This window comes from Rhizobium jaguaris, assembly GCF_003627755.1.
GTDB classification, from domain to species: domain Bacteria; phylum Pseudomonadota; class Alphaproteobacteria; order Rhizobiales; family Rhizobiaceae; genus Rhizobium; species Rhizobium jaguaris.
The window spans coordinates 3,751,763-3,773,370 of the sequence record NZ_CP032694.1 but is presented as its reverse complement, the minus strand read 5'-3'; the positions used below and the strand labels follow the sequence as shown (position 1 = coordinate 3,773,370).

Below are 21,608 nucleotides of genomic sequence, written 5' to 3'. Positions count from 1 at the left end.
AGGCGGGCTCGCGCTTTCGTGGGGTCTGTCAAGCGCGTCTAATGGTGGAGATTAGGGTGAAACTCACAACTTTAGAGGTATCGATTATTAATTCCGGTGAAAGAACCTTTCAAGATATTGATGGCCGCTGCAATGAAGCGTACGAATTATTGAAGGATCACCTATTGATTCGAAGCGACTATTACCGCACCTTAGATACTAGCGGGAAACGATCTCGCTAAGTCCGGCGTTTATTGCAATAGCAAGCTATCGAGGCGCCATGTTAAACAACGATGTGCTATTTAACACGTTCGCCCGTTCTTTCGAAGCACGGCGCGAAGTCGAGATGTCATTCTCCGAATACCTGGAAGCGTGCCGGGATGATCCGCTCTTGTACGCGAATGCGTCTGAGCGTCTTCTCGCCGCGATGGGTGAACCGCTGCTGATCGATACGGCCAAGGATACCCGTCTCGGGCGTATCTTCATGAACCGGACGATCCGGACCTACCCGGCTTTTTCCGGCTTTTTCGGCATGGAAGAGACGATCGAACGTATCGTTGCCTTCTTTCGCCATGCGGCGCAGGGGCTGGAGGAGCGAAAGCAAATCCTCTACCTGCTCGGGCCTGTCGGCGGTGGTAAATCGTCGCTTGCCGAGCGGCTGAAATCGCTGATGGAGGTCCACCCCATCTACGTGCTGAAGGCCGGCAATGAGATCAGTCCGGTGTTCGAAAGCCCTCTCAGTCTCTTCGATCCCGTGACAATGGGACCAATGGTCGAGGAGCGTTACGGCATCCCGCGCCGGCGTTTGACCGGTCTGATGAGTCCATGGTGCCTGAAGCGGCTGGAGCATTTCGAGGGCGACATTTCCCGCTTCACCGTGGTCAGGATACAGCCCTCCAGGCTGCGACAAATTGCCGTCGCCAAGACCGAGCCGGGTGATGAGAACAACCAGGACATCTCCTCGCTGGTCGGCAAGGTTGATATCCGCAAACTCGAGAGCCTAGCGCAGAACGACCCTGACGCCTACAGCTACTCCGGCGCGCTGAACCGTTCCAACCAAGGCATTCTCGAATTCGTCGAGATGTTCAAGGCGCCGATCAAGATGCTGCATCCGTTGCTGACGGCGACGCAGGAGGGCAATTATATCGGCACCGAGAATATCGGCGCCATTCCCTTCTCCGGCATTATTCTGGCTCACTCGAATGAGTCGGAATGGCAGACCTTCAAGTCCAACAAGAACAATGAGGCCTTCATCGACCGCATCTGCGTCGTCAAGGTGCCTTATTGCCTGCGGGTCACCGAAGAGCAGAAGATATACGAGAAGCTGATCGAGGAATCCGAGCTTAGCGATGCCCCTTGTGCACCGTCGACGCTGGAGACGCTTGCCCGCTTCACGGTTCTGACGCGGCTTGCCAAGCACGAGAACTCGACGGCCTTCTCCAAGCTTCGGGTCTATGACGGCGAAAGCTTGAAGGAGACCGATCCGAGAGCGCGCAGTGTGCAGGAATATCGTGATGCGGCCGGCGTCGACGAGGGCATGGACGGGGCTTCGACCCGCTTCGCCTTCAAGGTGCTGGCGGCGACCTTCAACTACGATACGACGGAGATCGGCGCCGATCCGGTGCATCTGATGTATATGCTGGAGCAGGCGATCCGCCGTGAGCAACTGCCGCTCGAGACCGAAAAGCTCTATATTGAGTTCATCAAGAGCGAGCTTGGACCGCGTTATGCGGAATTTATTGGACATGAGATTCAGAAGGCCTATCTCGAATCCTATGCGGATTACGGCCAGAATCTCTTTGACCGTTATGTCGACTACGCCGACGCCTGGATTGAGGATGTCGATTTCAAGGATCCTGACACCGGCCAACTCCTGGACCGAGAGCTTCTCAACCAGGAACTGACCAAGATCGAGAAGCCGGCGGGTATCGCCAATCCGAAGGATTTCCGCAACGAGATCGTCAAGTTCTGCTTGCGGGCGCGGGCAAGCCACGGCGGTAAGAATCCGTCCTGGACGAGTTACGAGAAGATTCGCGAGGTCATCGAAAAGCGGATGTTCTCCCAGGTCGAGGACCTCCTACCGGTCATCTCGTTTGGGTCCAAGAAGGACGGCGAGACGGAAAAGAAACATGGCGAATTCGTCGAACGCATGATGGCGCGTGGCTATACCGAGCGTCAGGTTCGACGGCTTGTGGAATGGTACATGCGTGTGAAACAGGCAGGATGAGCCACCAAGGAAGAAGGAATGCACATTGTTGACCGACGCCTGAACCCAGGCGGCAAAAGTCTGGAAAATCGTCAACGGTTTTTGCGAAGAGCAAAAGCACTGGTGCAGAGAGCGGTCTACGAATCCTCTCAAAATCGCGACATTCAGGACATTCTGAAGGGTGGCGAGATCAGCATTCCCATCGATGGAACCGAGGAACCCCGGTTCCATCGCGGCCCAGAGGGCCTGCATGAGCATATCCTTCCCGGTAACAAGGACTTCATTGAAGGCGATATCCTTCCGCGGCCGGAGAGCGGTGGCGGCAGGGGGCGGGCAGGCGGCGAGGGCAGCGGCGAAGACGCCTTCCGCTTCATCCTGACGCGCGAGGAATTCCTCGACCTTTTCCTCGACGATCTTGAACTTCCCGATCTTGCCAAGAAGCGGCTAACGACGACCGATCAGCCCAATCTGGTACGATCGGGCTATTCGGTGACAGGATCGCCAGCCAATCTTGCCATCAACCGCACCATGCGGCTGGCGATGATGCGGCGCGTGGCGCTGCATCGTCCGAAGCCGGAGACCGTCGCCGAGCTTGAGGCGGAGGCGGCCGAATGCAAAGACGAAGAGCGGCGTGCCGCACTCGAGGCTGAGATCAAGGTGCTGGAATCGAAGGTCCGGCGCATTCCCTACATCGACCCGATAGACATCCGCTATCGCCGTTTCGAGAACGAGCCGAAGCCGGTGGCGCAGGCCGTGATGTTCTGCCTTATGGACGTGTCCGGCTCGATGTCGGAGCATATGAAGGATCTCGCCAAACGCTTCTACATGCTGCTCTACATCTTCCTGACGAGACAGTATCGTCGCGTCGAGATCGTCTTCATCCGTCATACGGACGTCGCCGAAGAGGTGGACGAAGAGACGTTTTTCCGCAGTCCAGCGACCGGCGGCACACAGGTGTCCAGTGCACTCGAAGCCATGCGGCGGATCGTTCACGATCGTTTTCCGCCATCGGACTGGAACATCTATGCGGCGCAGGCATCGGATGGCGACAATGCTTATTCCGACAATGCGACGGCAGCGGCGCTGCTTACCAACTCCGTTCTGCCGGTCTGCCAGTATTTCGCCTATCTGGAGGTGGGGGAGGCGCGCAGTGTCGCGATCTCATCCGGTTCCGCGCTCTGGTCGCTCTATGAGCGAATTCAGTTGGGCTGGCCCGTGCTGTCGATGCGCCGCGTCAGCGATCGCAGCCAGATCTACCCGGTCTTCCACGATCTCTTTCAGCGCCGGGCGGCGGAAACTAGGGGCGGATGATGGCGACAGCATCGATGGAGCGGCTTTTTGAGGGTGCGGACTGGGATTTCGCGACCATCCAGCGGATCCACGATGCCTGCGAGCGGATCGCCATCGACGAGCTCGGCCTCAACGTCTACCCCAATCAGATCGAGATCATCACTGCCGAACAGATGCTGGACGTCTATTCGTCGATCGGCATGCCGTTGTTCTACAAGCATTGGTCCTTCGGCAAGCATTTCGCGCATCACGAAGCTTTCTATCGCAAGGGTTTGCGCGGACTTGCCTATGAGATCGTCATCAACAGTTCGCCCTGCATCTCCTACCTGATGGAGGAGAACACGGCGACGATGCAGGCGCTGGTGGTTGCCCACGCCGCCTTCGGCCACAACCATTTCTTCAAGAACAATTACCTGTTCAAGCTCTGGACCGATGCCGAGGGTATCCTCGATTATCTCAACTTCGCCAAGGGCTATATCGCCCGCTGCGAGGAGCGCTATGGTCATGCCGCCGTCGAGCGGACGCTGGATGCGGCGCATGCGCTGATGTCGCATGGTGTTCATCGCTATGCCGGCAAGAAGACGCCTGACCTGCGCGACGAGGAAAAGCGCGAGCGCGAACGGCGCGAATATGACGAGCGGATTTTCAACGATCTCTGGCGGACGGTTCCGGTCGGAAAGGGCAAGGCGGCGCCGGATCTCGATCTGGAGCGCCGGCGTTCGCTTGCAGGCCTGCCGCAGGAAAATATCCTCTATTTCTTGGAGAAGATGGCGCCGCGGATGAAGCCGTGGCAGAGGGAGATTCTGCGCATCGTCCGGCATGTGGCTCAATATTTTTACCCGCAAAGCCAGACCAAGGTCATGAACGAAGGTACGGCGACCTATGTGCACTACCGCATCATGACGCGGCTGCACGAGCTCGGCGGCATCGGCGATGGCGATTTCCTCGAATTCCTCAAGTCGCACACCAATGTCGTCTTCCAGCCTGCCTTCAACGATCCGCGCTATTCCGGCCTCAATCCCTACGCAATCGGTTTTGCGATGATGCAAGACATCGAGCGGATCGTGACGAAGCCGAAGGATGAGGACCGACAGTGGTTTCCTGATATCGCCGGGAGCGGCGATACTATGGCAGTATTGCGGGACCTCTGGGCCAACTATCGCGATGAGAGCTTCGTGTCGCAGTTCCTCAGCCCGCATCTGATGCGGAAGATGCGCATGTTCCACCTTACCGACGATCCGGAAGAGGAAGAAGGATTGTTGGTGGCGGCGATCCATGACGAGCGGGGTTACAAGCGCATCCGCCGCGAGCTGGCGCGGCAATATGATGTCGGTTGGATCGATCCGCATATCGAGATTGTCGATGTCGACCTTGCGGGCGACCGGCGGCTGATGCTCAAGCATACCGTGCTGAACGGCGGCCTGCTGGAGGATCTCGACGCCAAACGCGTGCTACAGCATCTCGCCGATCTCTGGAGCTATGACGTCCTGCTGCAAGAGGTCGACCGGTCTGGCTTGGTGCTGCGCGACCATCTCGTCCATCCGCGCCCGTCGGCCATTGCGGCGTGACGGCGCAGGATTTTAAGCGGCTTCCTTCGATTGGCGATAGTGGCCGCTGACCTGCCTGCCGTCTTCCGGCCGCAGCTTCAGGAAGCCCGGCAGCCCCAGGAGCGGAATCACCGCCATCAGCAGGAATGCCATGTGGAACTTGTCCGGCGTAAGCTGCGAGCCATCCAGCGTGACCAGTCCGAGCAGCATGGCGGCGATGGAGACGCCGAAGCTGACGCTCAATTGCTGCAGCACGCCGCCGAGGCTCGTGGCGCGGCTGAGCTGAGCGGCAGGTGTGTCGGAATAGGAAAGTGTGTTGGACGTCATGAACTGTGCGGCCCGCGATAAGCCGAAGACGAAGACGTAGACGATGATGAACCAGTGAGGCGTCTCCGGCCCTATCAGGGCGAAGCCGGCGACAATGGCGGCGCCGAACACGGCGCTCCAGGTCAATACACGGTCGAAGCCATAAAGGCGCAGCATCGTCGATGATACGGGACGCACTGCGAGAGAGCTCAATGCGCTGACGAAGGTCAGCGTGCCCGAAACGATCGGGCTCAAGCCGAAACCGACCTGCAACATTAGCGGCAGCAAGAAAGGCACGCCATTGAGGCCGACACGACAGATACCACCGGCCAATGTGCCGACTCGGAAAGTACGCAGCTTGAACAGCGTCAGGTCGACCGCCGGCGATTCCACGGTCTTCGCATAGCGAATGAAGCCAACGAGAAGCAGGCAGGCGGCCGCGAGGACGGCAATGATGGCCCAGACGGGAATGGTCGGCCGGCCGACATTCTCGATGCCGTACTGCAGCAGCACGCAGCCGACACCCACCATGATGAAACCCGGAAAGTCGAATTTGCTCGAGGTGTCGCGAACGGTGTCTTCGACGTAGCGCAGCGCCATCACCATACCGATGATGCCGAAGGGCAGGTTGACCCAGAAGATCCAGCGCCAGGAGAGATAGGTCGTGAGAAAACCGCCGAGAACAGGTCCGATCACCGGGCCGATAACGGCCGGCAATGTCATGTAGGTCATCGCAGTCACCAATTGGCTGCGGGGGAAGCTGCGGATCAGGATGAGGCGCCCGACCGGCGTCATCATCGCGCCGCCGAAACCCTGCAGGGCGCGCGTGGCGACGAGCATCGGCAGGCTGGTTGCCAGGCCGCACAGAATCGAGCCGATGGTGAAAGTGAAGAGCGACAGAGCAAAGATGCGTCGCGCGCCGAAGCGGTCGGCGAACCAGCCGCTCACCGGGATGAACATGGCGAGCGTTAGAATATAGGTTGTGACCGCAAGGTTCATGCGCACGGGCGTGGTGGCAAGGCTTCTGGCAATGTCAGGAACGGCCGTGACGAGGATTGTCGAATCGAGCTGTTCCATCAGGAATGCAACGGCGACCACGGCTGGGATGATGTAACGCAGGCGCGGGTCGCGGTCGATCGCGAAGACCTGGCCTTCAGGGGCGGTATCTGTCGAATCCATAGGAATGCAATTACTTTCCACGGCCGAATGGGAGGTTCGGCGCGTCAATGCTGGCGCATGATCTTATCCAAGAACCGCTTCGCACTTTTGGGAATCATGCTGTGGGCGACCGGCGATTCACCGGCCATCAAGACAAGGGTCATTTGACCACTATCGATGGCGCGGTGCAACAAAAAGCAGGCGGAACGGAGACCCTTCGTCGCAAACGCGATGTCAAATTTTCGCGAGCGGTTCTGCTATTTGACAGGTGACGGCGATGGGAGCGTCCATCGCGCCTTGTCGAAAACGATGCCCGTGCGGATCTCCTCCGGCGTTTTTCTCTCCAGCCCCAACTGAAGATTGAAACTCCTGTCGTTTTGGAATTCCCGGAAGAAGGCGAGTTTTGCGCCGAAAGCTCTCTGCGTCACGTCCTGCAGTTTGCCGATCGCTTCGAGCGCGGTCTGAAAGTCGAGCCAGCGGGTTTCGGTCAGCAGCTGGACGACGCCGTCAATGAATGTCTCGCCGATCGCGCGGCCGTCCACATTGTCGGGCATGATCACCTTGATACGGATATTGTCGAGCTCTCCGGCTGGCGTGCCGCGGATGATGATAAAGAATGACGCCGCGTTCGAATCACCGTTGCCGCCCTTCTGGATCTCGTAGCTGCATTCGTAAGTCCCAACGCCAAGCGCGCTCTGCCTCCATTCACCGACAGGCAGGCCCGATTTGATGAGGTCGGCGCACAGCATCGGCCCCGTTGTCCGCCAGCTTCGGATGAACGCGCCGCGCAGGGCGTCGACGGGCGTATCGAACAGGTGAGAGCGTCGAGCATGTTTTACTTTCGCCGCTGCCGGGGCTTTGGCAGGCGTGGCCGGCGTCTGCACAGGTGCACGTGCAGGCGCCGTAGTCGTTGCCGGATTGGCCGGCGGACTTCTCGGGGCGCCGGTTTCGGCCGGTTTCGGATTGGCAGCTTGGCCGGTGGCGGTTTGCGCGGCGGCGGCCGTCACGGCCGGGGTTGGGGGCTGCTGTGCCGCCCCCTTGAACAGGTCGAGATGATAGCGGGCATCAAGCGCCCGGAGATTGTGCATGCCGTTGGCAAACAGCGCCGTCGCCAAAATGATCGAGCCGATGACGATCGCCGCAATCCAGAAGACAGCCCTGCTTTTCTTGCGAAGTGGCGCCACCGACATGGTTCAGATCTACAGCTACTCCAGAGGAAACCTGCTCAACTGCAAAGGGTTGGCATTCCGCAGCCGATCTATAGCTACACAACATGCGTTTATGAACGATTGATCATTCTACCGTTTCTTTGTCAAATCGCAGCCCTGTTCAGGCGAAATGCGCCTTGAGCGTCCTGACGGTGGCGGCGTCGGTACGGCGGACAGTTGGTGCAGAAAATCCGAACGCAAGCAGGTGTTCATTCGTCTCCGTCTCGGCAACGGAGCAGGAGGAATGGATTTCGCCGATCGCCAATCTCGGCCAGAGCTTACCGACCGTCCCGATATTGACGCCCGAGCCAGGCATGATGGAGATGCGGCCGGCAGCGATGGCGATTGACCGTTCCAACACGGCGAGCCCTTTCACGGCCGTCTTCTCGCAGCCGGACGTCAGGATGCGCTCGAACCCCAGCGAAACGGCGAGTTCCACTGCTTCCTCGATATCCAGAACGAGATCGAAGGCGCGGTGCAATGTCATGCCGAGGCCTCCCGCATGAGCGACGAGAGCGGCGAGCGTATCGCTGTCCAGGCGGCCGTCCGGCAGGGAGGCACCGAGCACGACGCCTGGCAGGCCGGCATGCCTGACGGCATCAATGTCGCTCTTCATGACGGCGAGTTCATCTGCCGAGTAAACGAAACTGCCGGCGCGAGGGCGGATCATGGCGTAGGCAGGGATGGGCGCGCGCGCCGCCATCGCCATCAGCCCGGCACTCGGGGTCAGGCCGCCGACGGCAAGGGCGCTGCAAAGCTCGATGCGATCGGCGCCACCGGCGACGGCGGCGTTGAGGCCTGCAATATCCTCGACGCAGACCTCAAGCAGCATGGCTTTGCTCGTCAACAAATTTCAGCCCCAACACTGCCGCGCCGATAAGACCGGGCTCGACCCGGCATTCGCTCCGGACGACTAGCGGACGGTCGAACTTGCGAAGGATACGCGCGCGCACGGCCGCGTCCAGCCGAGCCAGCAAGGGTTCGACATTGGAAAGGCCGCCGCCGACAGGGACGATCGTCGCGCCGGTGATATTGACGGTCAGCGCGAGTGGCGAGGCGACGAGATCGACCAGCACATCGATCGTCCGCTCGGCCTTGGCATCGCCATCAAGCCATTGGCGGATGATTTCCTCGCTGGAAAATTCCAGTCCATGCAGGGTCTTGTGCAGGCGTTCGACGCCCCGGGCGCCGCCGACCGTATCGACGCAACCTTTTTGGCCGCATCCGCAGGGATAGGCAGGGATGGCGGCCGGCGGATTGCCGGCAAAAGATGCGATGATCGGGCCGTGGCCCCACTCGCCGGCAAAGCCGCCGGCGGCATTGACGAGGCGGCTATCCGCCACGAGGCCGCCACCGACGCCGGTGCCGAGAATGGCGCCGAAGACGATGCGGTGCCCGCGTCCGGCGCCGGACATCGCCTCCGCCATCGCGAAGCAATCGGCATCGTTGGCGATCAGGACGGGATAGCCGAGTTCCGCTTCCAGCTCGGCAGCAAGGCGCCGGCCATGGATGCAGGGAATGTTGGCGCAGGTCAGTGCCTGCGTGTCAGGGTCGACGACGCCAGCGATGGAAAAGGAAATGCAATCCGGCTTCTCTCCGGTCTCGGCGATAACAGCGCGCAAAGCCGCGACGAATTCGCCAAAATCATGCTTCGGCGTCGGGCGTCGGGCGAGCGGCGTGATGTCTGTCATGGAGTGGGCGATACCGCCTTTGATGGCGGTGCCCCCGATGTCGAAGGAAACGATCATAAATACTGGCCTGCAGGAAACGTCTTGCGCTTGCTCGCACCCTTTGCCGGTCTTTGCAAGGCCAATCGGCAAGCGGCGCCCATCCCTGGTGCGATCAGATCTTCGGGAGAACGATCCTGGCTTCAAAACCGTCCATCTGACCGGTGGCGGGCGACAGCAGATCGAGCCGGCCGCCGATCTGTGCGACAATGCGCTCGGCGATGGCAAGGCCGAGGCCGGAGCCGGAAGCTTTGGTCTTTCCGCGCCAGAAACGCTTTTTCAAACCGGCCAGTTCTTCCTGTGACAGCAGATTGCCACCGTTCAGAACTCGAACGATGCCGTTATCGATTTTGACGGTCACCTCGTCGTCGGCTGGGCCGTGGATCAGGGCGTTTTCGATCAAGTTGCGCATGACGATGGCGAAGCCGTCGATGTCGACGTTGCGGATCAGCTTTTCGTCCGCCTCGTTTTCCAGGAGAATGCGGCCGGCCGTGCCCGTGTCGCGATCGTAGTCGCCGATGATGGTTTCGATGATGGCGATCAGATCGGCGGGCTTGTCGCCCGCGCCGATGCCGGCCTGGGCGCGGGAAAGCTGCAGCAATTTCTCCGCCAGCCGGCCGAGATTGGAAAGCGAGGTCTCGATCCGTCCAGCGCGTTCGACAAGCGCCCCTTTCGGCAGCTCGGCGATCAGGCGCTGCGTCTGCGCGAGCGCGCCTGCGATCGGCGTGCGTAGCTCATGGGCGCTGTTGGCGGTGAATTCCCGCTCGGCTTCAAGGGCGGAGCGCAGGCGGCCGAGCAGCAGATTGACGGAACGGGCGATCGGCCGCAGCTCATGTGGCAGAGTGTCGCTCTCCAACGGCGCCATGTTACCGCCGTCCTTAGTGGCGATTTCCGATCGCAACCGGTCGATCGGCCGAAGAGAGCGGCCGACGATGAACCAAATGGCGAGAATGCTGCCCGGGATCAGTGCGAGCAGCGGCCAGAGCAGGGCTACGCCGCTCTCGCGCGCTGCTTCCCGGCGGTTCTTGAAGGCATCGGCGACATGCAGGAAGAGCGAGCCGTTCGGTGAGGATTCGGTATAGATTCGGTATTTCGCCGTGTTGTGGAATCCGATCTGCAGCGGCACGTCGTAGGGCGTCGTCGGCGCATCATGGGAATGCAGGAGCAGCTTGCCGGTCGCGTCGAGCACTTGGTAAGTCAGATATTCCCGATTGAGTCCCCTCTCCATGTTTTCGAGAGTTTGCGGATCGGCGGCGGGATCACGATCGGCGAGATCGTCGACCACCAGCGGGATCAGCCGCTGGGCGGTTTCCTGCAATGCGCCGTCGAAGGTCTCGGAGAGTTCCTTGTTGACCACATAGACGCCGATCCCGACGGCGATCAGCCAGAACAGGACAACCGTGCCGGTGAGTGCCGCGATCAGGCGGCGGGTGATGCTGGTGCGTTTGAGGCCCCTGCGTTGGGTCATCTCTCACCCAGGCAATAGCCGACGCCGCGGGCCGTGCGGATGCGGTCCCTGCCGATCTTCTTGCGCAGACGGCTGACATAGACTTCCACGGTGTTGCTTTCGATTTCCGAGCCGAAGGCATAAAGCGCCTCTTCGATCTGGTCCTTTGAGACGATGGCGCCTGGTCGCGCGACCAATAGATCGAGAACCGCCCATTCCCGCCCGGTCAGCACGACATCCTTGCCGGAGAGCGAAATGCGCCGTTGCGGCAGGTCGATTTCGAGATCGGCAAAGCGGATCGTCGGTTGCGGACTACCGCTATAGCGGCGAGCCACTGCCATGATCCGGGCGGAGAGTTCGTCAAGATTGAAAGGCTTGACGAGATAATCGTCGGCGCCGCTGTTCAACCCGTCGATCCGGTCGGAAATCTGGTCGCGGGCGGTCAGGATGATGACGGGCGTCTCGTCAGGCTTGCGGCGCAGTTTCCTGAGGAAGTCGATGCCGATGCCGTCGGGAAGCTGCAGGTCAAGCAGGATAAGGCCGTAATGCACGGCACTGGTGACCTCGGTCGCATCGGCCAGGTTTTTTACCCAGTCGATGGCATGCGGGGTCGCAGCGATATGGTCGCGAACTGCGCCGCCGATCGTCTCATCGTCTTCGACCAGAAGAATCCTCACCTGTCCCTCGCAACTTTCGCGCTGCATCAGTTAATGCCGCCGAACCTATCTGGTCAATAAAGGCCGAAATAAGCCACAATGAGAAGCTCACATCTTATCCTTGGGTTCTCCGACCGATAACGTTCACGGTGGCTATGGACAGAGATCGGAGCCGCGATTACTTCTTTCCTCCCAACAAGGAGCGCGGCTGCTGAACAGCCGCTGATCGAAGAGCTCGGGGAGGCTCGTTCATGCTGAAGGGAATTTCGCCGCTACTGAATGCGGACGTGCTGCATGCGTTGAAATCGATGGGGCATGGCGACATGCTGGCGATCGTCGATACGAATTTTCCGGCCGACGCAATTGCACGCCAGACCACGCTGGGCCACCTTCTGCGAATCGACAACGTATCGGCGGCCGAAGCTGTTGCGGCGGTGCTGTCGCTGATGCCGCTCGATACGTTTATCGCCGATGCGGCGGCGCGTATGGAGGTGGTCGGTGCGGCGGACGTAGTGCCCCAGGTTCAGGGGGAAGTGCAGGCGGCGATCGATAGCGCCGAAGGCAAACATTGGCCTTTGACGGCCGTCGAGCGTTTCGCTTTCTATGAGCGGGCAAAAACCGCCTATTGCGTGATCCAAACCGGGGAACGCCGCTTCTATGGTTGTTTTACCTTGACCAAGGGCGTCATCCCGCCAGAAAACTGAGTAACGTACCACATCAAAGCTCCGCCTGAAAAAAGAGGCGCCGTTTTTGCATTTGCAAAGGAATGTGATGGCCAGGAAGTTGGATTCCCAAGGGCGGCTTGACGACGCGGCGAGAGCTGGCTGGCTGTATTACGTTGCCGGGCGGACGCAGGACGAGATCGCCATCGCCATGGGAATCTCCCGGCAATCGGCACAGCGGCTGGTGTCGCTCGCGGTTGCCGAACGGCTGATCAAGGTGCGGCTGGATCATCCGATCGCCGCCTGCCTCGAATATGCCGCGGCGCTGCGCGAAAAATTCAAGCTTAGGCATGTCGAAGTGGTACCGAGCGATCCGAACGGAACGTCGTCGACGGTCGGCATCGCCGAAGCGGGGGCTGCGGAAATCGAGCGTTGGCTGAAACGCAGCGATCCGATCGTGCTGGCGGTCGGCACTGGCCGCACGCTGAAGGCCGCGGTCGATCAACTGCCGGTCATCGAATGTCCGCAGCATCGAGTCGTATCGCTGACCGGCAATATCGGTCCGGACGGATCGGCTGCCTACTACAATGTCATCTTCAGCATGGCCGATGCGGTCAAGGCGCGACACTATCCCATGCCTCTGCCGGTGCTCGTCTCCTCGGCCGCGGAACGCGAACTTCTGCATGCGCAGGCGCTGGTGCGCTCGACGCTCAATATCAGCGCGCAGGCCGACGTGACTTTCGTCGGTGTCGGCGAGATGGGTATCGAGGCACCGCTATGTCTCGATGGTTTTCTCGAGAGAGACGAGATGCTGGCATTGATGAAGCGGGGAGCGGCCGGCGAAATCTGCGGGTGGGTCTTCGACGGTCAGGGCAAGCTGATGTCTGATGCCATCAACGACCGGGTCGCCAGCGCACCGCTTCCCCCGCGCGAAGCCTCCTCAGTCATCGGAATCGCCAAGGGCAAACGCAAGTTCGAGGCCATCAAGGCTGCCGTTACTGGCCACCAAATCAATGGTTTGATCACCGACGAAGCGACTGCTGAATTTTTGCTCAAAGAATGAGCAAAAAATAACATCATAAAAACAAGTAGATGAGCTGCATGTTCGGCAACGCAGCAACGAATCCGCATTGACATTTTGCGGCAAAAGACGAGTAATTGCTCACGAGCAAAGCGAATGCTCATCTTTTGATCTTCTGGGAGGAAGATATGAAATTGAAAACTTTCCTGCTGGGCGCATGCTCCGCACTGGTGTTTGCTGGAATGGCGTCCGCCGAAACCCTCACGATTGCTACCGTGAACAATGGCGACATGGTCCGTATGCAGAAACTTACGGACGATTTCAAAGCTAAGAATCCCGACATTGACCTGCAGTGGGTCACGCTCGAGGAAAACGTATTGCGCCAGAAGGTTACGACCGACATCGCTACCAAGGGCGGCCAATATGACGTGCTGACGATCGGCACCTATGAAGTGCCGATCTGGAGTAAGCTCGGCTGGCTCGCGCCGCTCGATAAGCTTACCGCCGACAAGAACTATGATGTAGATGACCTTCTCCCGCCTATCCGCAGCGGCCTGACGGTGGACGGCAAGCTCTATGCCGCGCCGTTCTACGGCGAAAGCTCGATGGTGATGTACCGTAAGGACCTGTTCGAAAAAGCCGGCCTGAAAATGCCGGATGCGCCGACCTGGGACTTCATCGCCGACGCAGCCCGCAAGATCACCGACAAGGACCATGAAATCTACGGCATCTGCCTTCGCGGCAAGGCAGGCTGGGGCGAAAACATGGCATTCCTGACGGCGATGTCGAACTCGTTCGGCGCTCGCTGGTTCGACGAAAAGTGGAAGCCACAGTTCGATCAGCCGGAATGGAAGGACACGCTGGACTTCTACGTCAAGCTGATGAAGGACGCCGGCCCTCCGGGCGCTTCGTCCAACGGCTTCAACGAAAACCTCTCGCTGTTCCAGACCGGCAAGTGCGGCATGTGGATCGACGCGACGGTGGCAGCTTCGTTCGTTGCCGACCCGAAGCAGTCAAAGGTTGCCGACAAGGTTGGATTCGCTCTGGCGCCTGATAAAGGCCTTGGCAAGCGCGGCAACTGGCTCTGGGCATGGAGCTTGGCGGTCCCGGCCTCGTCGAAGAAGACCGAAGCTGCTGAGAAGTTCATCGAATGGGCAACCAGCAAGGATTACACCAACCTCGTTGCCCAAAAGGAAGGCTGGCTGAATGCACCTCCCGGTACCCGCGCCTCGCTCTATGCGAATGCGGACTATCAGAAGGCAGCGCCTTTCGCGAAGATGACGCTAGACTCGATCAATGCGGCTGATCCGGCGCACCCGACCGTCAAGCCGGTCCCGTATGTCGGTGTCCAGTTTGTCGCTATTCCTGAGTTCCAGGGTATCGGCACCGCTGTCGGCCAGCAGTTCTCTGCTGCCCTTGCCGGCCAGATCCCGGTCGATCAGGCCCTCAAGGCCGCGCAGCAACTGACCAGCCGTGAAATGACCAAGGCTGGCTATCCGAAATAAGAAACCTCCCAAGGTATGGAGGGGAGCGTCTATTAGCGCTCTCCTCCCTTAGGCCGCCGAGTGTCCGAACTGCTCTTCGGCGGCCTCTTTTATTTCAGCCGGTCAGCGGCCACTCTCCCTGCTAAAAGATAGGTCGGTACTTGCCATGGCAACGTTGCACACCCGTTCTACCGCCCGCGTCATGATGGCGCCCTCTGTCTTGCTTCTGTTCGCGTGGATGATCGTCCCCCTGGTCATGACGATCTACTTCTCGACGCTGAACTACAATCTCATGTCCCCCGGCGAACATAACTTCATCGGGTTTCTCAACTACCAATATTTCGTCACCGACCCGGCCTTCTGGAATTCGCTGCTGGTCACGCTTCTGCTCGTGGGCGGCGCGTTGATCATCACGGTGGTCGGCGGCATTGCCCTCGCGCTCCTTCTCGATCAGCCGATCTTCGGCCAAGGCATCGTGCGCATGCTGGTGCTGGCGCCCTTCTTCGTCATGCCGACGGTCGCCGCCCTTATTTGGAAACATATGTTCATGAACCCGGTAAACGGGCTTCTGGCGCATCTTTTCAAGTTTTTCGGGCTCGAGCCGCTGACCTGGCTGGAGACGGTTCCGCTGTTTTCGATCATCATCATCGTTGCCTGGCAGTGGCTGCCCTTCGCGACGCTCATTCTGCTGACGGCATTGCAGTCGCTCGACGAAGAGCAGAAGGAAGCCGCCGAAATGGACGGCGCCGGCGCGGTATCGAAGTTCCTCTATATCATCCTGCCGCATCTGGCGCGTGCGATCACAGTCGTCATCCTCATCGAGACGATCTTTTTGCTCTCGGCCTTCGCCGAAATCCTGGTCACGACCAATGGCGGTCCGGGCACGGCAACGACCAACCTGACTTACCTGGTCTATTCACAGCTCGTTCTGCAGCAGGACGTCGGCGGCGCATCGGCGGGCGGCATCATCGCCGTTATCCTCGCCAATATCGTCGCGATCTTCCTGATGCGCGCGGTCGGCAAGAATCTGGAGGCTTAAGATGGCACGCACTGTCTCAACCAAACGCAAGGTGGTCGTATCCGTCGCTGCCTGGGTGGTCGCGATCCTGATCTTCTTCCCGATCCTCTGGACGTTCCTGACGAGCTTCAAGACGGAAGGCGACGCTATCGCCTCACCTCCGCAGTTCCTCTTCTTCCATTGGACGCTGGAGAATTATTTCGAAGTGCAATCGCGCTCGAACTACTTCCTCCATTTCGGCAACTCGGTCCTTATTGCCTTCGGCTCGACGATCCTCGGTTTGATCGTCGCCGTTCCGGCCGCCTGGGCCATGGCCTTTTCGCCGACCAAGCGCACCAAGGACGTGCTGATGTGGATGCTGTCCACCAAGATGATGCCGCCGGTCGGCGCTTTCATCCCGATCTACCTGCTGTTTCAGGCTTTCGGCCTGCTCAACAATCAGTTCGCCAGCCGCCTCGGCATGGTCGTGGTGCTGATGCTGATCAACCTGCCGATCATCGTGTGGATGCTCTATACCTACTTCAAGGAGATCCCCGGCGAGATCCTCGAAGCGGCCCGCATGGACGGCGCATCGCTGGCCAAGGAGATCATCTACGTGCTGACGCCGATGGCGATCCCGGGCCTTGCCTCGACGATGCTTCTCAACATCATCCTGGCATGGAATGAGGCCTTCTGGACGCTGAATCTCTCCGCGGTGGACGCGGCGCCGCTCAGCACCTTCATCGCCTCCTATTCCAGCCCGGAAGGCTTGTTCTACGCCAAACTTTCGGCAGCATCGACCATGGCGATCGCCCCGATCCTGATTCTCGGCTGGTTCTCGCAGAAACAACTCGTTCGCGGCCTCACCTTCGGCGCGGTTAAGTAAGGAAGAGAAACATGGGTAGCATTGTCCTTAAGAAGGTTTCTAAGGTCTTCGGCGAAGCCAAGGTCATCCCTTCCATCGATCTTGACATCAATGACGGCGAGTTCGTCGTGTTCGTCGGCCCCTCCGGTTGCGGCAAGTCCACGCTGCTGCGTCTGATCGCAGGTCTCGAGGATGTTTCCGGCGGCCAGATTTTGATCGACGGCAAGGATGGCACCAATCTGGCGCCCGCCGAACGCGGTCTTGCCATGGTGTTCCAGTCCTATGCGCTCTATCCGCACATGAGCGTTCGGAAGAACATCGCCTTTCCGCTCAAGATGGCGAACATGCCGCAAGCGGAAATCGACAAGAAGGTGGCGGAAGCGGCTCGCGTTCTGAACTTGACGGACTATCTGGAGCGCAAGCCGCGCCAGCTTTCCGGCGGTCAGCGCCAGCGCGTCGCCATCGGCCGCGCGATCGTCCGCCAGCCCGCAGCCTTCCTCTTCGACGAACCCTTGTCGAACCTCGATGCGGCATTACGCGTCAACATGCGTCTCGAAATCAGCGAACTGCACAACCAGCTCAAGACGACGATGATTTATGTGACACACGACCAGGTCGAGGCCATGACCATGGCCGACAAGATCGTGGTCCTGAACCGCGGCAATGTGGAGCAAGTCGGTTCACCGCTCGAACTATACCGCAACCCGCAGAACCTTTTCGTTGCCGGCTTCATCGGCTCGCCGAAAATGAACTTCGTCACGGGCGCCTACGCGCAGAACCTCGGCGCCCATACGATCGGCGTCCGTCCGGAACATGTGCTGCTGTCAACCACAGAGGGTGACTGGCAGGGCAAGGTGAATGTTGCCGAGCATCTCGGCTCCGATACGTTCCTGCACATTGCTGCCGATGGCGTCGGCACCATCACGGCGCGCGGCACCGGCGATTTCCCGGCCCGCGCTGGCGATACCGTCTATCTGACGCCCGACAAAGCCCGCATCCACCGGTTCAATGAAAAGGGCCTGTCGATCTAGATCGAACCTCCTCGCCATGCCCGGCCTCACTCAGGATGGCGAATACCATTTAAACCTAGGCCCGCATCAGGTGGGCCTAGGTCATCCTAGCCGGATGACATCCCGGCCCATCCGGAGCAAAAGACCTTTTAGAAGGACTTGAGACATGACGTGCAAATTATCGCTCGCAACCCTTCAGGAGGCGGCTGCAACGGCTGCTATCCCGGCCTATGATCCGAAGTCGCTGTCGGCGGGCATCGTTCATTTCGGCGTCGGCAATTTCCATCGCGCCCATCAGGCAATCTACCTCGACGACCTCTTCAACGCCGGCCAGGACCACGATTGGGCGATCATTGGTGCCGGCGTGCTGCCGTCAGACAATGCCATGCGCGAAAAGCTTGCAGCGCAGAATTTCCTGACGACGGTGGTCGAGCAGGACAACAATCGCACCGCTGCGCGTGTTACGGCGCCGATGATCGATATCCTGCCGGTCGGCAACGTCAAGACCATCATTGCCAAGCTTGCCGACCCTTCGATCCGCATCGTCTCGATGACGATCACCGAAGGCGGCTACTTCATCGATGCCTCCGGCAAGTTCAATCCCGGACATCCGGCCATCGTCGCCGACGGTCAGAACCCGGATGCGCCGAAGACGGTGTTCGGTCTGATCGTTGCCGGTCTCAAGGCCCGCCGCGCTGCCGGTCTGCAACCCTTCACTGTCATGTCCTGCGACAACATTCCCCATAATGGCGGCGTCACCAAAGCGGCCGTCGTCGGTACGGCAAAGCTTTCGGACCCCGCCTTTGCCGACTGGATCACCGCCAATGTCGCCTTCCCGAACGGCATGGTCGATCGTATCACGCCGGCAACCGGCACGCGTGAAATCGAACTGCTCAAGGAAGTCTTCGATATCGAGGATAACTGGCCCGTCTATTGCGAAGAGTTCAAGCAATGGGTGCTGGAGGACAATTTCCCGGCAGGCCGTCCGGCGCTGGAAAAAGTCGGCGTCACCTTCGTTCCGGATGTTACGCCTTACGAGCACATGAAGATCCGTATCCTCAATGGCGGCCACGCGGCAATTGCCTATCCCGCGGCGCTCATGGATGTGCATTTTGTGCACGAGGCGATGGAAGAGCCCTTGATCCGTGCTTACCTCGCCAAGCTTGAAAACGAAGAAATCATTCCCGTGATCCCGCCAGTGCCGAACACGGTGCTTGCCGATTATTTCAAGCTGATCGAGCGGCGCTTCTCCAATCCGAAGATTGCCGACACCATTCCGCGCTTGGCACAGGATGGTTCGAACCGGCAGCCGAAGTTTATTCTGCCGTCGACCGCCGACCGTCTTCGCCGCAACGAAGATGTCGTAGGCTTGGCGCTGGTTTCGGCACTATGGTGCCGCTACTTCGCCGGCACCACCGACAGCGGCAAGGACATCGTCTTCAACGATGCCAGCGCCGACCGGCTGCATGCCGCAGCGCTGAAGGCCAAGGACGAACCGAACGCCTTCCTCGTCTTCGACGATATATTCGGCAACGTCGCCCAGTCGGATCTTTTCCGCAAGCGCTTTGCCCATGCATTAAAAACGCTGTGGGAAAAGGGTACGCGCGCCACCCTGCAGCTATACCTCGACAACAAACTCGCGGAATAATTGTTCATCGGCCGGGGCGCCCAAGTCCCGGCCGAATTTTTATGGTCGAAAGCTGCGTTTGAAGAGACGCAACGGAAAACAGGGTTCGGGTTGGATCAGCGATGACTGATGCGGAGAAGGGACTCGTAATCTTCGATTGCGATGGTGTGCTCGTCGACAGCGAGCCGCTGTCCGTCAGTGTGCTTATCGACGCGATGCACGATGTCGGCGTGGATATGAGCGAGGAAGATGTCTACAGCCGGTTCCTTGGCAAAAGCCTTGCCACGCTCGTCGACACGCTGGAGACCGAATTCGACGTCTTCATCGATCAGGAATTTCTCGATCGCATCCGCAACGACCTGTATGACCGCTTCCGGCACGAGCTGAAGCCGATCGACGGCATTGCCGAGACGTTGGATAGGCTGACCGTTCCACGTTGCGTTGCCTCCTCCAGCCAGATGGAGCGCATCCGGTTGTCGTTGGGCGTTACCGGTTTGTTGGAGCGGTTGGAGCCGAACATTTTCAGCGCCAGCATGGTCAAGCGCGGCAAACCGGCGCCCGATCTCTTCCTTTACGCCGCCAGGCAAATGCACGTCGCTCCGCAAGATTGTATCGTTGTCGAAGACAGCCCGGCCGGGATCACGGCAGCGAGGGCGGCCGGTATGACGGTTTTCGCCTTCACCGGCGGCTCGCATGCCCATTCGCCGAGTTATAGGGCTGAACTTGAGCGGCTTTCTCCTGAAGTCGTGTTTGACGCAATGTCGGATTTGATACACCTTGTCCGCAACAAGACGTAAGTGGATGGGGCCCCTGCTGTATGCGTGATCACGTGGTTGCGGTCGATATCGGCACTGGCAGCGCCCGCGCCGGCGTGTTCACATTACGCGGCGCCCTGCAGGGCAAGGGCGAACATCCGATCATCATGAACCGCCCGCGTGAAAATCACGCCGAGCATGACTCCGAAAACGTCTGGGCCGCCGTCTGCACGGCCGTGCGTGCCGCCGTCACGGCCTCCGGCGTCGATGCATCCGTTATCGGTGCCATCGGCTTCGACGCTACCTGTTCGCTGGTGGTGCGAGACACGGAGGGCAAGCCGCTGACGGTTTCGACCGGTGGCGAAGACCGATTCGATACCATCGTCTGGCTCGATCATCGGGCGCTTGCCGAAGCGGATTTCTGCACAGCCACCAAGCATCCGGTTCTCGAACATTCCGGTCAGTTCATGTCGCCGGAGATGGAAATGCCGAAGCTGATGTGGCTGAAGAAAAATTTGCCGCAGAGCTGGGCAAAGGCCGGCCATTTCTTCGATCTCGCCGATTTCATGACCTGGAAGGCTACGGGTTCGCTTGCACGTTCGCGCTGCACGCTGACGGCGAAATGGAATTATCTCGCCCATCGCAAACCAGGCTGGCAGACGGATTTCCTCAATGTGATCGGTCTTGGCGATCTGCGCGAGCACGGCAACCTGCCGGAAGAGACAGCTCCCGTCGGGCAAAGCGTCGGTACGCTGACCGCGGAAGCGGCTGATGCTCTGGGGCTCGACTGCGAGTGTCATGTCGGCGCAGGAATGATCGACGCCTATGCCGGCGCGCTCGGCACACTCGCGGGTCATTGCGGTGACCTCAACGCGCTGGAGCACCAGCTGGCACTGATTGCCGGAACGTCGAGCTGCGTCGTCTCCTTCTCGCGTGAGCGCAAGCGCAGCACCGGCATGTGGGGACCCTATTACGAGGCCGTGTTTCCGGACACCTGGCTGGTCGAAGCCGGGCAGTCGGCGACCGGCGCGCTTCTCGATTATATCGTCGCCATGCATGCGGCCGGCGGCGAACCGACGGCGGCGTTGCACGATCGCATCGTGAAGCGCATCGCGGAACTGCGCGCCGTCGAGGGCGATGCCTTTGCCCAGCGTATCCATGTGCTTCCGGATTTCCACGGCAATCGATCGCCGCTTGCCGATCCACACGCGGTCGGCGTCGTCAGTGGCCTGACGCTGGATGCGTCCTTCGATGGCCTCTGCCGCCTCTATTGGCGGACCAGCGTCGGAGTGGCGCTCGGCATTCGCCATATTCTCGAGCAGATGCGTGACTATGGCTACGTGCCCGATACGCTGCATGTCGCCGGCGGCCATGTGAAGAATGCCGTGTTGATGGAGCTTTACTCCGATATCACCGGCTGCAAGGTGGTCGTGCCGAAGATGAACGAGGCGGTGCTGCTGGGAACGGCAATTGCAGCTTCTGTTTCTTGCGGACTCTACGAGAGCTTGGCGGCGGCCGGCGCGGCCATGTATCCCGGCGGACACGAGCGCTTGCCGGACAAGCGCAAAAAAGAGCTTTATGACCGCGATTACCGGCGCTTTCTCGCCATGTACCGCCATCGCGCCGAACTGGATTCGATGGAATAAAAGGTAAGAGGGATCAC

Annotated in this window: 18 protein-coding genes; 12 read left to right on the top strand and 6 right to left on the bottom strand. The window is 59.7% G+C overall.

What is annotated here, in order from left to right; translation table 11 throughout:
• Positions 1–259: 259 nt before the first annotated feature.
• Genes CCGE525_RS18400 through CCGE525_RS18390 form a run of 3 tightly spaced genes read left to right on the top strand, consistent with a single transcriptional unit; the run spans position 260 to position 5,043 of the window.
• Entirely contained in the window at positions 260–2,206 is a 1,947-nt protein-coding gene (locus CCGE525_RS18400) for a PrkA family serine protein kinase (RefSeq protein ID WP_120705540.1), read from the top strand.
• Positions 2,207–2,224: 18 nt separating this feature from the next.
• Positions 2,225–3,496 carry a YeaH/YhbH family protein gene (locus tag CCGE525_RS18395; protein ID WP_120705539.1) on the top strand — a complete coding sequence of 424 codons (1,272 nt, stop codon included), beginning with the start codon at positions 2,225–2,227 and terminating at the stop codon, positions 3,494–3,496.
• A complete protein-coding gene (locus tag CCGE525_RS18390; RefSeq protein WP_120705538.1) occupies positions 3,493–5,043 on the top strand; it encodes a SpoVR family protein in 1,551 nt (516 codons plus the stop codon). The genes CCGE525_RS18395 and CCGE525_RS18390 overlap by 4 nt, the downstream gene beginning before the upstream one ends.
• Before the next feature lie 12 nt (positions 5,044–5,055).
• Here the strand turns inward: CCGE525_RS18390 and CCGE525_RS18385 are convergent, their stop codons facing one another.
• The 6 genes from CCGE525_RS18385 to CCGE525_RS18355 all read right to left on the bottom strand — a co-directional run bounded on the left by CCGE525_RS18385 (position 5,056) and on the right by CCGE525_RS18355 (position 11,545).
• Positions 5,056–6,507: a DHA2 family efflux MFS transporter permease subunit gene (locus tag CCGE525_RS18385; RefSeq protein WP_120705537.1), complete on the bottom strand. Its 1,452-nt coding sequence runs from the start codon at positions 6,505–6,507 to the stop codon at positions 5,056–5,058.
• Between the two features lie 236 nt (positions 6,508–6,743).
• On the bottom strand, positions 6,744–7,676 hold the full coding sequence (locus CCGE525_RS18375) for a DUF6030 family protein (protein WP_120705535.1): 933 nt from the start codon (positions 7,674–7,676) through the stop codon (positions 6,744–6,746).
• 139 nt (positions 7,677–7,815) lie between these two features.
• Entirely contained in the window at positions 7,816–8,526 is a 711-nt protein-coding gene (locus tag CCGE525_RS18370) for a copper homeostasis protein CutC (protein ID WP_120705534.1), read from the bottom strand.
• Positions 8,516–9,442, bottom strand: coding sequence for an ROK family protein (locus CCGE525_RS18365; protein WP_120705533.1), 927 nt, complete (start codon positions 9,440–9,442; stop codon positions 8,516–8,518). Before CCGE525_RS18365 ends, CCGE525_RS18370 begins: the two co-directional genes overlap by 11 nt.
• A 94-nt stretch (positions 9,443–9,536) precedes the next feature.
• Complete coding sequence (locus CCGE525_RS18360) at positions 9,537–10,889, bottom strand: ATP-binding protein (RefSeq protein ID WP_120705532.1); 1,353 nt, start codon at positions 10,887–10,889, stop codon at positions 9,537–9,539.
• Entirely contained in the window at positions 10,886–11,545 is a 660-nt protein-coding gene (locus CCGE525_RS18355; RefSeq protein ID WP_120706487.1) for a response regulator, read from the bottom strand. Before CCGE525_RS18355 ends, CCGE525_RS18360 begins: the two co-directional genes overlap by 4 nt.
• Before the next feature lie 230 nt (positions 11,546–11,775).
• On the opposite strand from CCGE525_RS18355, the gene CCGE525_RS18350 reads away from it, so the two are divergent.
• The 9 genes from CCGE525_RS18350 (at position 11,776) to CCGE525_RS18310 (ending at position 21,591) form a co-directional block, all read left to right on the top strand.
• Positions 11,776–12,228 carry an RbsD/FucU family protein gene (locus tag CCGE525_RS18350; RefSeq protein ID WP_120705531.1) on the top strand — a complete coding sequence of 151 codons (453 nt, stop codon included), beginning with the start codon at positions 11,776–11,778 and terminating at the stop codon, positions 12,226–12,228.
• Positions 12,229–12,295: 67 nt separating this feature from the next.
• Complete coding sequence (locus CCGE525_RS18345; RefSeq protein WP_120705530.1) at positions 12,296–13,249, top strand: sugar-binding transcriptional regulator; 954 nt, start codon at positions 12,296–12,298, stop codon at positions 13,247–13,249.
• A 146-nt stretch (positions 13,250–13,395) separates the two neighbouring features.
• Complete coding sequence (locus tag CCGE525_RS18340) at positions 13,396–14,712, top strand: ABC transporter substrate-binding protein (RefSeq protein WP_120706486.1); 1,317 nt, start codon at positions 13,396–13,398, stop codon at positions 14,710–14,712.
• 145 nt (positions 14,713–14,857) lie between these two features.
• Complete coding sequence (locus CCGE525_RS18335) at positions 14,858–15,730, top strand: carbohydrate ABC transporter permease (protein WP_120705529.1); 873 nt, start codon at positions 14,858–14,860, stop codon at positions 15,728–15,730.
• Between the two features lies 1 nt (position 15,731).
• Positions 15,732–16,574 carry a carbohydrate ABC transporter permease gene (locus tag CCGE525_RS18330; protein ID WP_120705528.1) on the top strand — a complete coding sequence of 281 codons (843 nt, stop codon included), beginning with the start codon at positions 15,732–15,734 and terminating at the stop codon, positions 16,572–16,574.
• A gap of 11 nt (positions 16,575–16,585) precedes the next feature.
• On the top strand, positions 16,586–17,584 hold the full coding sequence (locus CCGE525_RS18325; protein ID WP_120705527.1) for an ABC transporter ATP-binding protein: 999 nt from the start codon (positions 16,586–16,588) through the stop codon (positions 17,582–17,584).
• Positions 17,585–17,729: 145 nt separating this feature from the next.
• The gene (locus CCGE525_RS18320; RefSeq protein ID WP_120705526.1) at positions 17,730–19,211 is read left to right on the top strand and encodes a mannitol dehydrogenase family protein; all 1,482 of its coding nucleotides are present in this window, start codon (positions 17,730–17,732) and stop codon (positions 19,209–19,211) included.
• A 101-nt stretch (positions 19,212–19,312) separates the two neighbouring features.
• On the top strand, positions 19,313–19,987 hold the full coding sequence (locus CCGE525_RS18315) for an HAD family hydrolase (protein ID WP_120705525.1): 675 nt from the start codon (positions 19,313–19,315) through the stop codon (positions 19,985–19,987).
• A 20-nt stretch (positions 19,988–20,007) separates the two neighbouring features.
• Entirely contained in the window at positions 20,008–21,591 is a 1,584-nt protein-coding gene (locus CCGE525_RS18310; protein ID WP_120705524.1) for an FGGY-family carbohydrate kinase, read from the top strand.
• The last annotated feature ends 17 nt before the right edge of the window (positions 21,592–21,608 follow it).

Bases quoted from the DNA above. Each gene is read 5' to 3' on its own strand.
- CCGE525_RS18315 (WP_120705525.1), top strand. From the start codon at position 19,313: ATGACTGATGCGGAGAAGGGACTCGTAATCTTCGATTGCGATGGTGTG.
- CCGE525_RS18310 (WP_120705524.1), top strand. From the start codon at position 20,008: ATGCGTGATCACGTGGTTGCGGTCGATATCGGCACTGGCAGCGCCCGC.
- CCGE525_RS18345 (WP_120705530.1), top strand. From the start codon at position 12,296: ATGGCCAGGAAGTTGGATTCCCAAGGGCGGCTTGACGACGCGGCGAGA.
- CCGE525_RS18330 (WP_120705528.1), top strand. From the start codon at position 15,732: ATGGCACGCACTGTCTCAACCAAACGCAAGGTGGTCGTATCCGTCGCT.
- CCGE525_RS18390 (WP_120705538.1), top strand. From the start codon at position 3,493: ATGATGGCGACAGCATCGATGGAGCGGCTTTTTGAGGGTGCGGACTGG.
- CCGE525_RS18350 (WP_120705531.1), top strand. From the start codon at position 11,776: ATGCTGAAGGGAATTTCGCCGCTACTGAATGCGGACGTGCTGCATGCG.
- CCGE525_RS18340 (WP_120706486.1), top strand. From the start codon at position 13,396: ATGAAATTGAAAACTTTCCTGCTGGGCGCATGCTCCGCACTGGTGTTT.
- CCGE525_RS18375 (WP_120705535.1), bottom strand. From the start codon at position 7,676: ATGTCGGTGGCGCCACTTCGCAAGAAAAGCAGGGCTGTCTTCTGGATT.
- CCGE525_RS18395 (WP_120705539.1), top strand. From the start codon at position 2,225: ATGCACATTGTTGACCGACGCCTGAACCCAGGCGGCAAAAGTCTGGAA.
- CCGE525_RS18400 (WP_120705540.1), top strand. From the start codon at position 260: ATGTTAAACAACGATGTGCTATTTAACACGTTCGCCCGTTCTTTCGAA.
- CCGE525_RS18370 (WP_120705534.1), bottom strand. From the start codon at position 8,526: ATGCTGCTTGAGGTCTGCGTCGAGGATATTGCAGGCCTCAACGCCGCC.
- CCGE525_RS18385 (WP_120705537.1), bottom strand. From the start codon at position 6,507: ATGGATTCGACAGATACCGCCCCTGAAGGCCAGGTCTTCGCGATCGAC.
- CCGE525_RS18335 (WP_120705529.1), top strand. From the start codon at position 14,858: ATGGCAACGTTGCACACCCGTTCTACCGCCCGCGTCATGATGGCGCCC.
- CCGE525_RS18320 (WP_120705526.1), top strand. From the start codon at position 17,730: ATGACGTGCAAATTATCGCTCGCAACCCTTCAGGAGGCGGCTGCAACG.
- CCGE525_RS18365 (WP_120705533.1), bottom strand. From the start codon at position 9,442: ATGATCGTTTCCTTCGACATCGGGGGCACCGCCATCAAAGGCGGTATC.
- CCGE525_RS18360 (WP_120705532.1), bottom strand. From the start codon at position 10,889: ATGACCCAACGCAGGGGCCTCAAACGCACCAGCATCACCCGCCGCCTG.
- CCGE525_RS18325 (WP_120705527.1), top strand. From the start codon at position 16,586: ATGGGTAGCATTGTCCTTAAGAAGGTTTCTAAGGTCTTCGGCGAAGCC.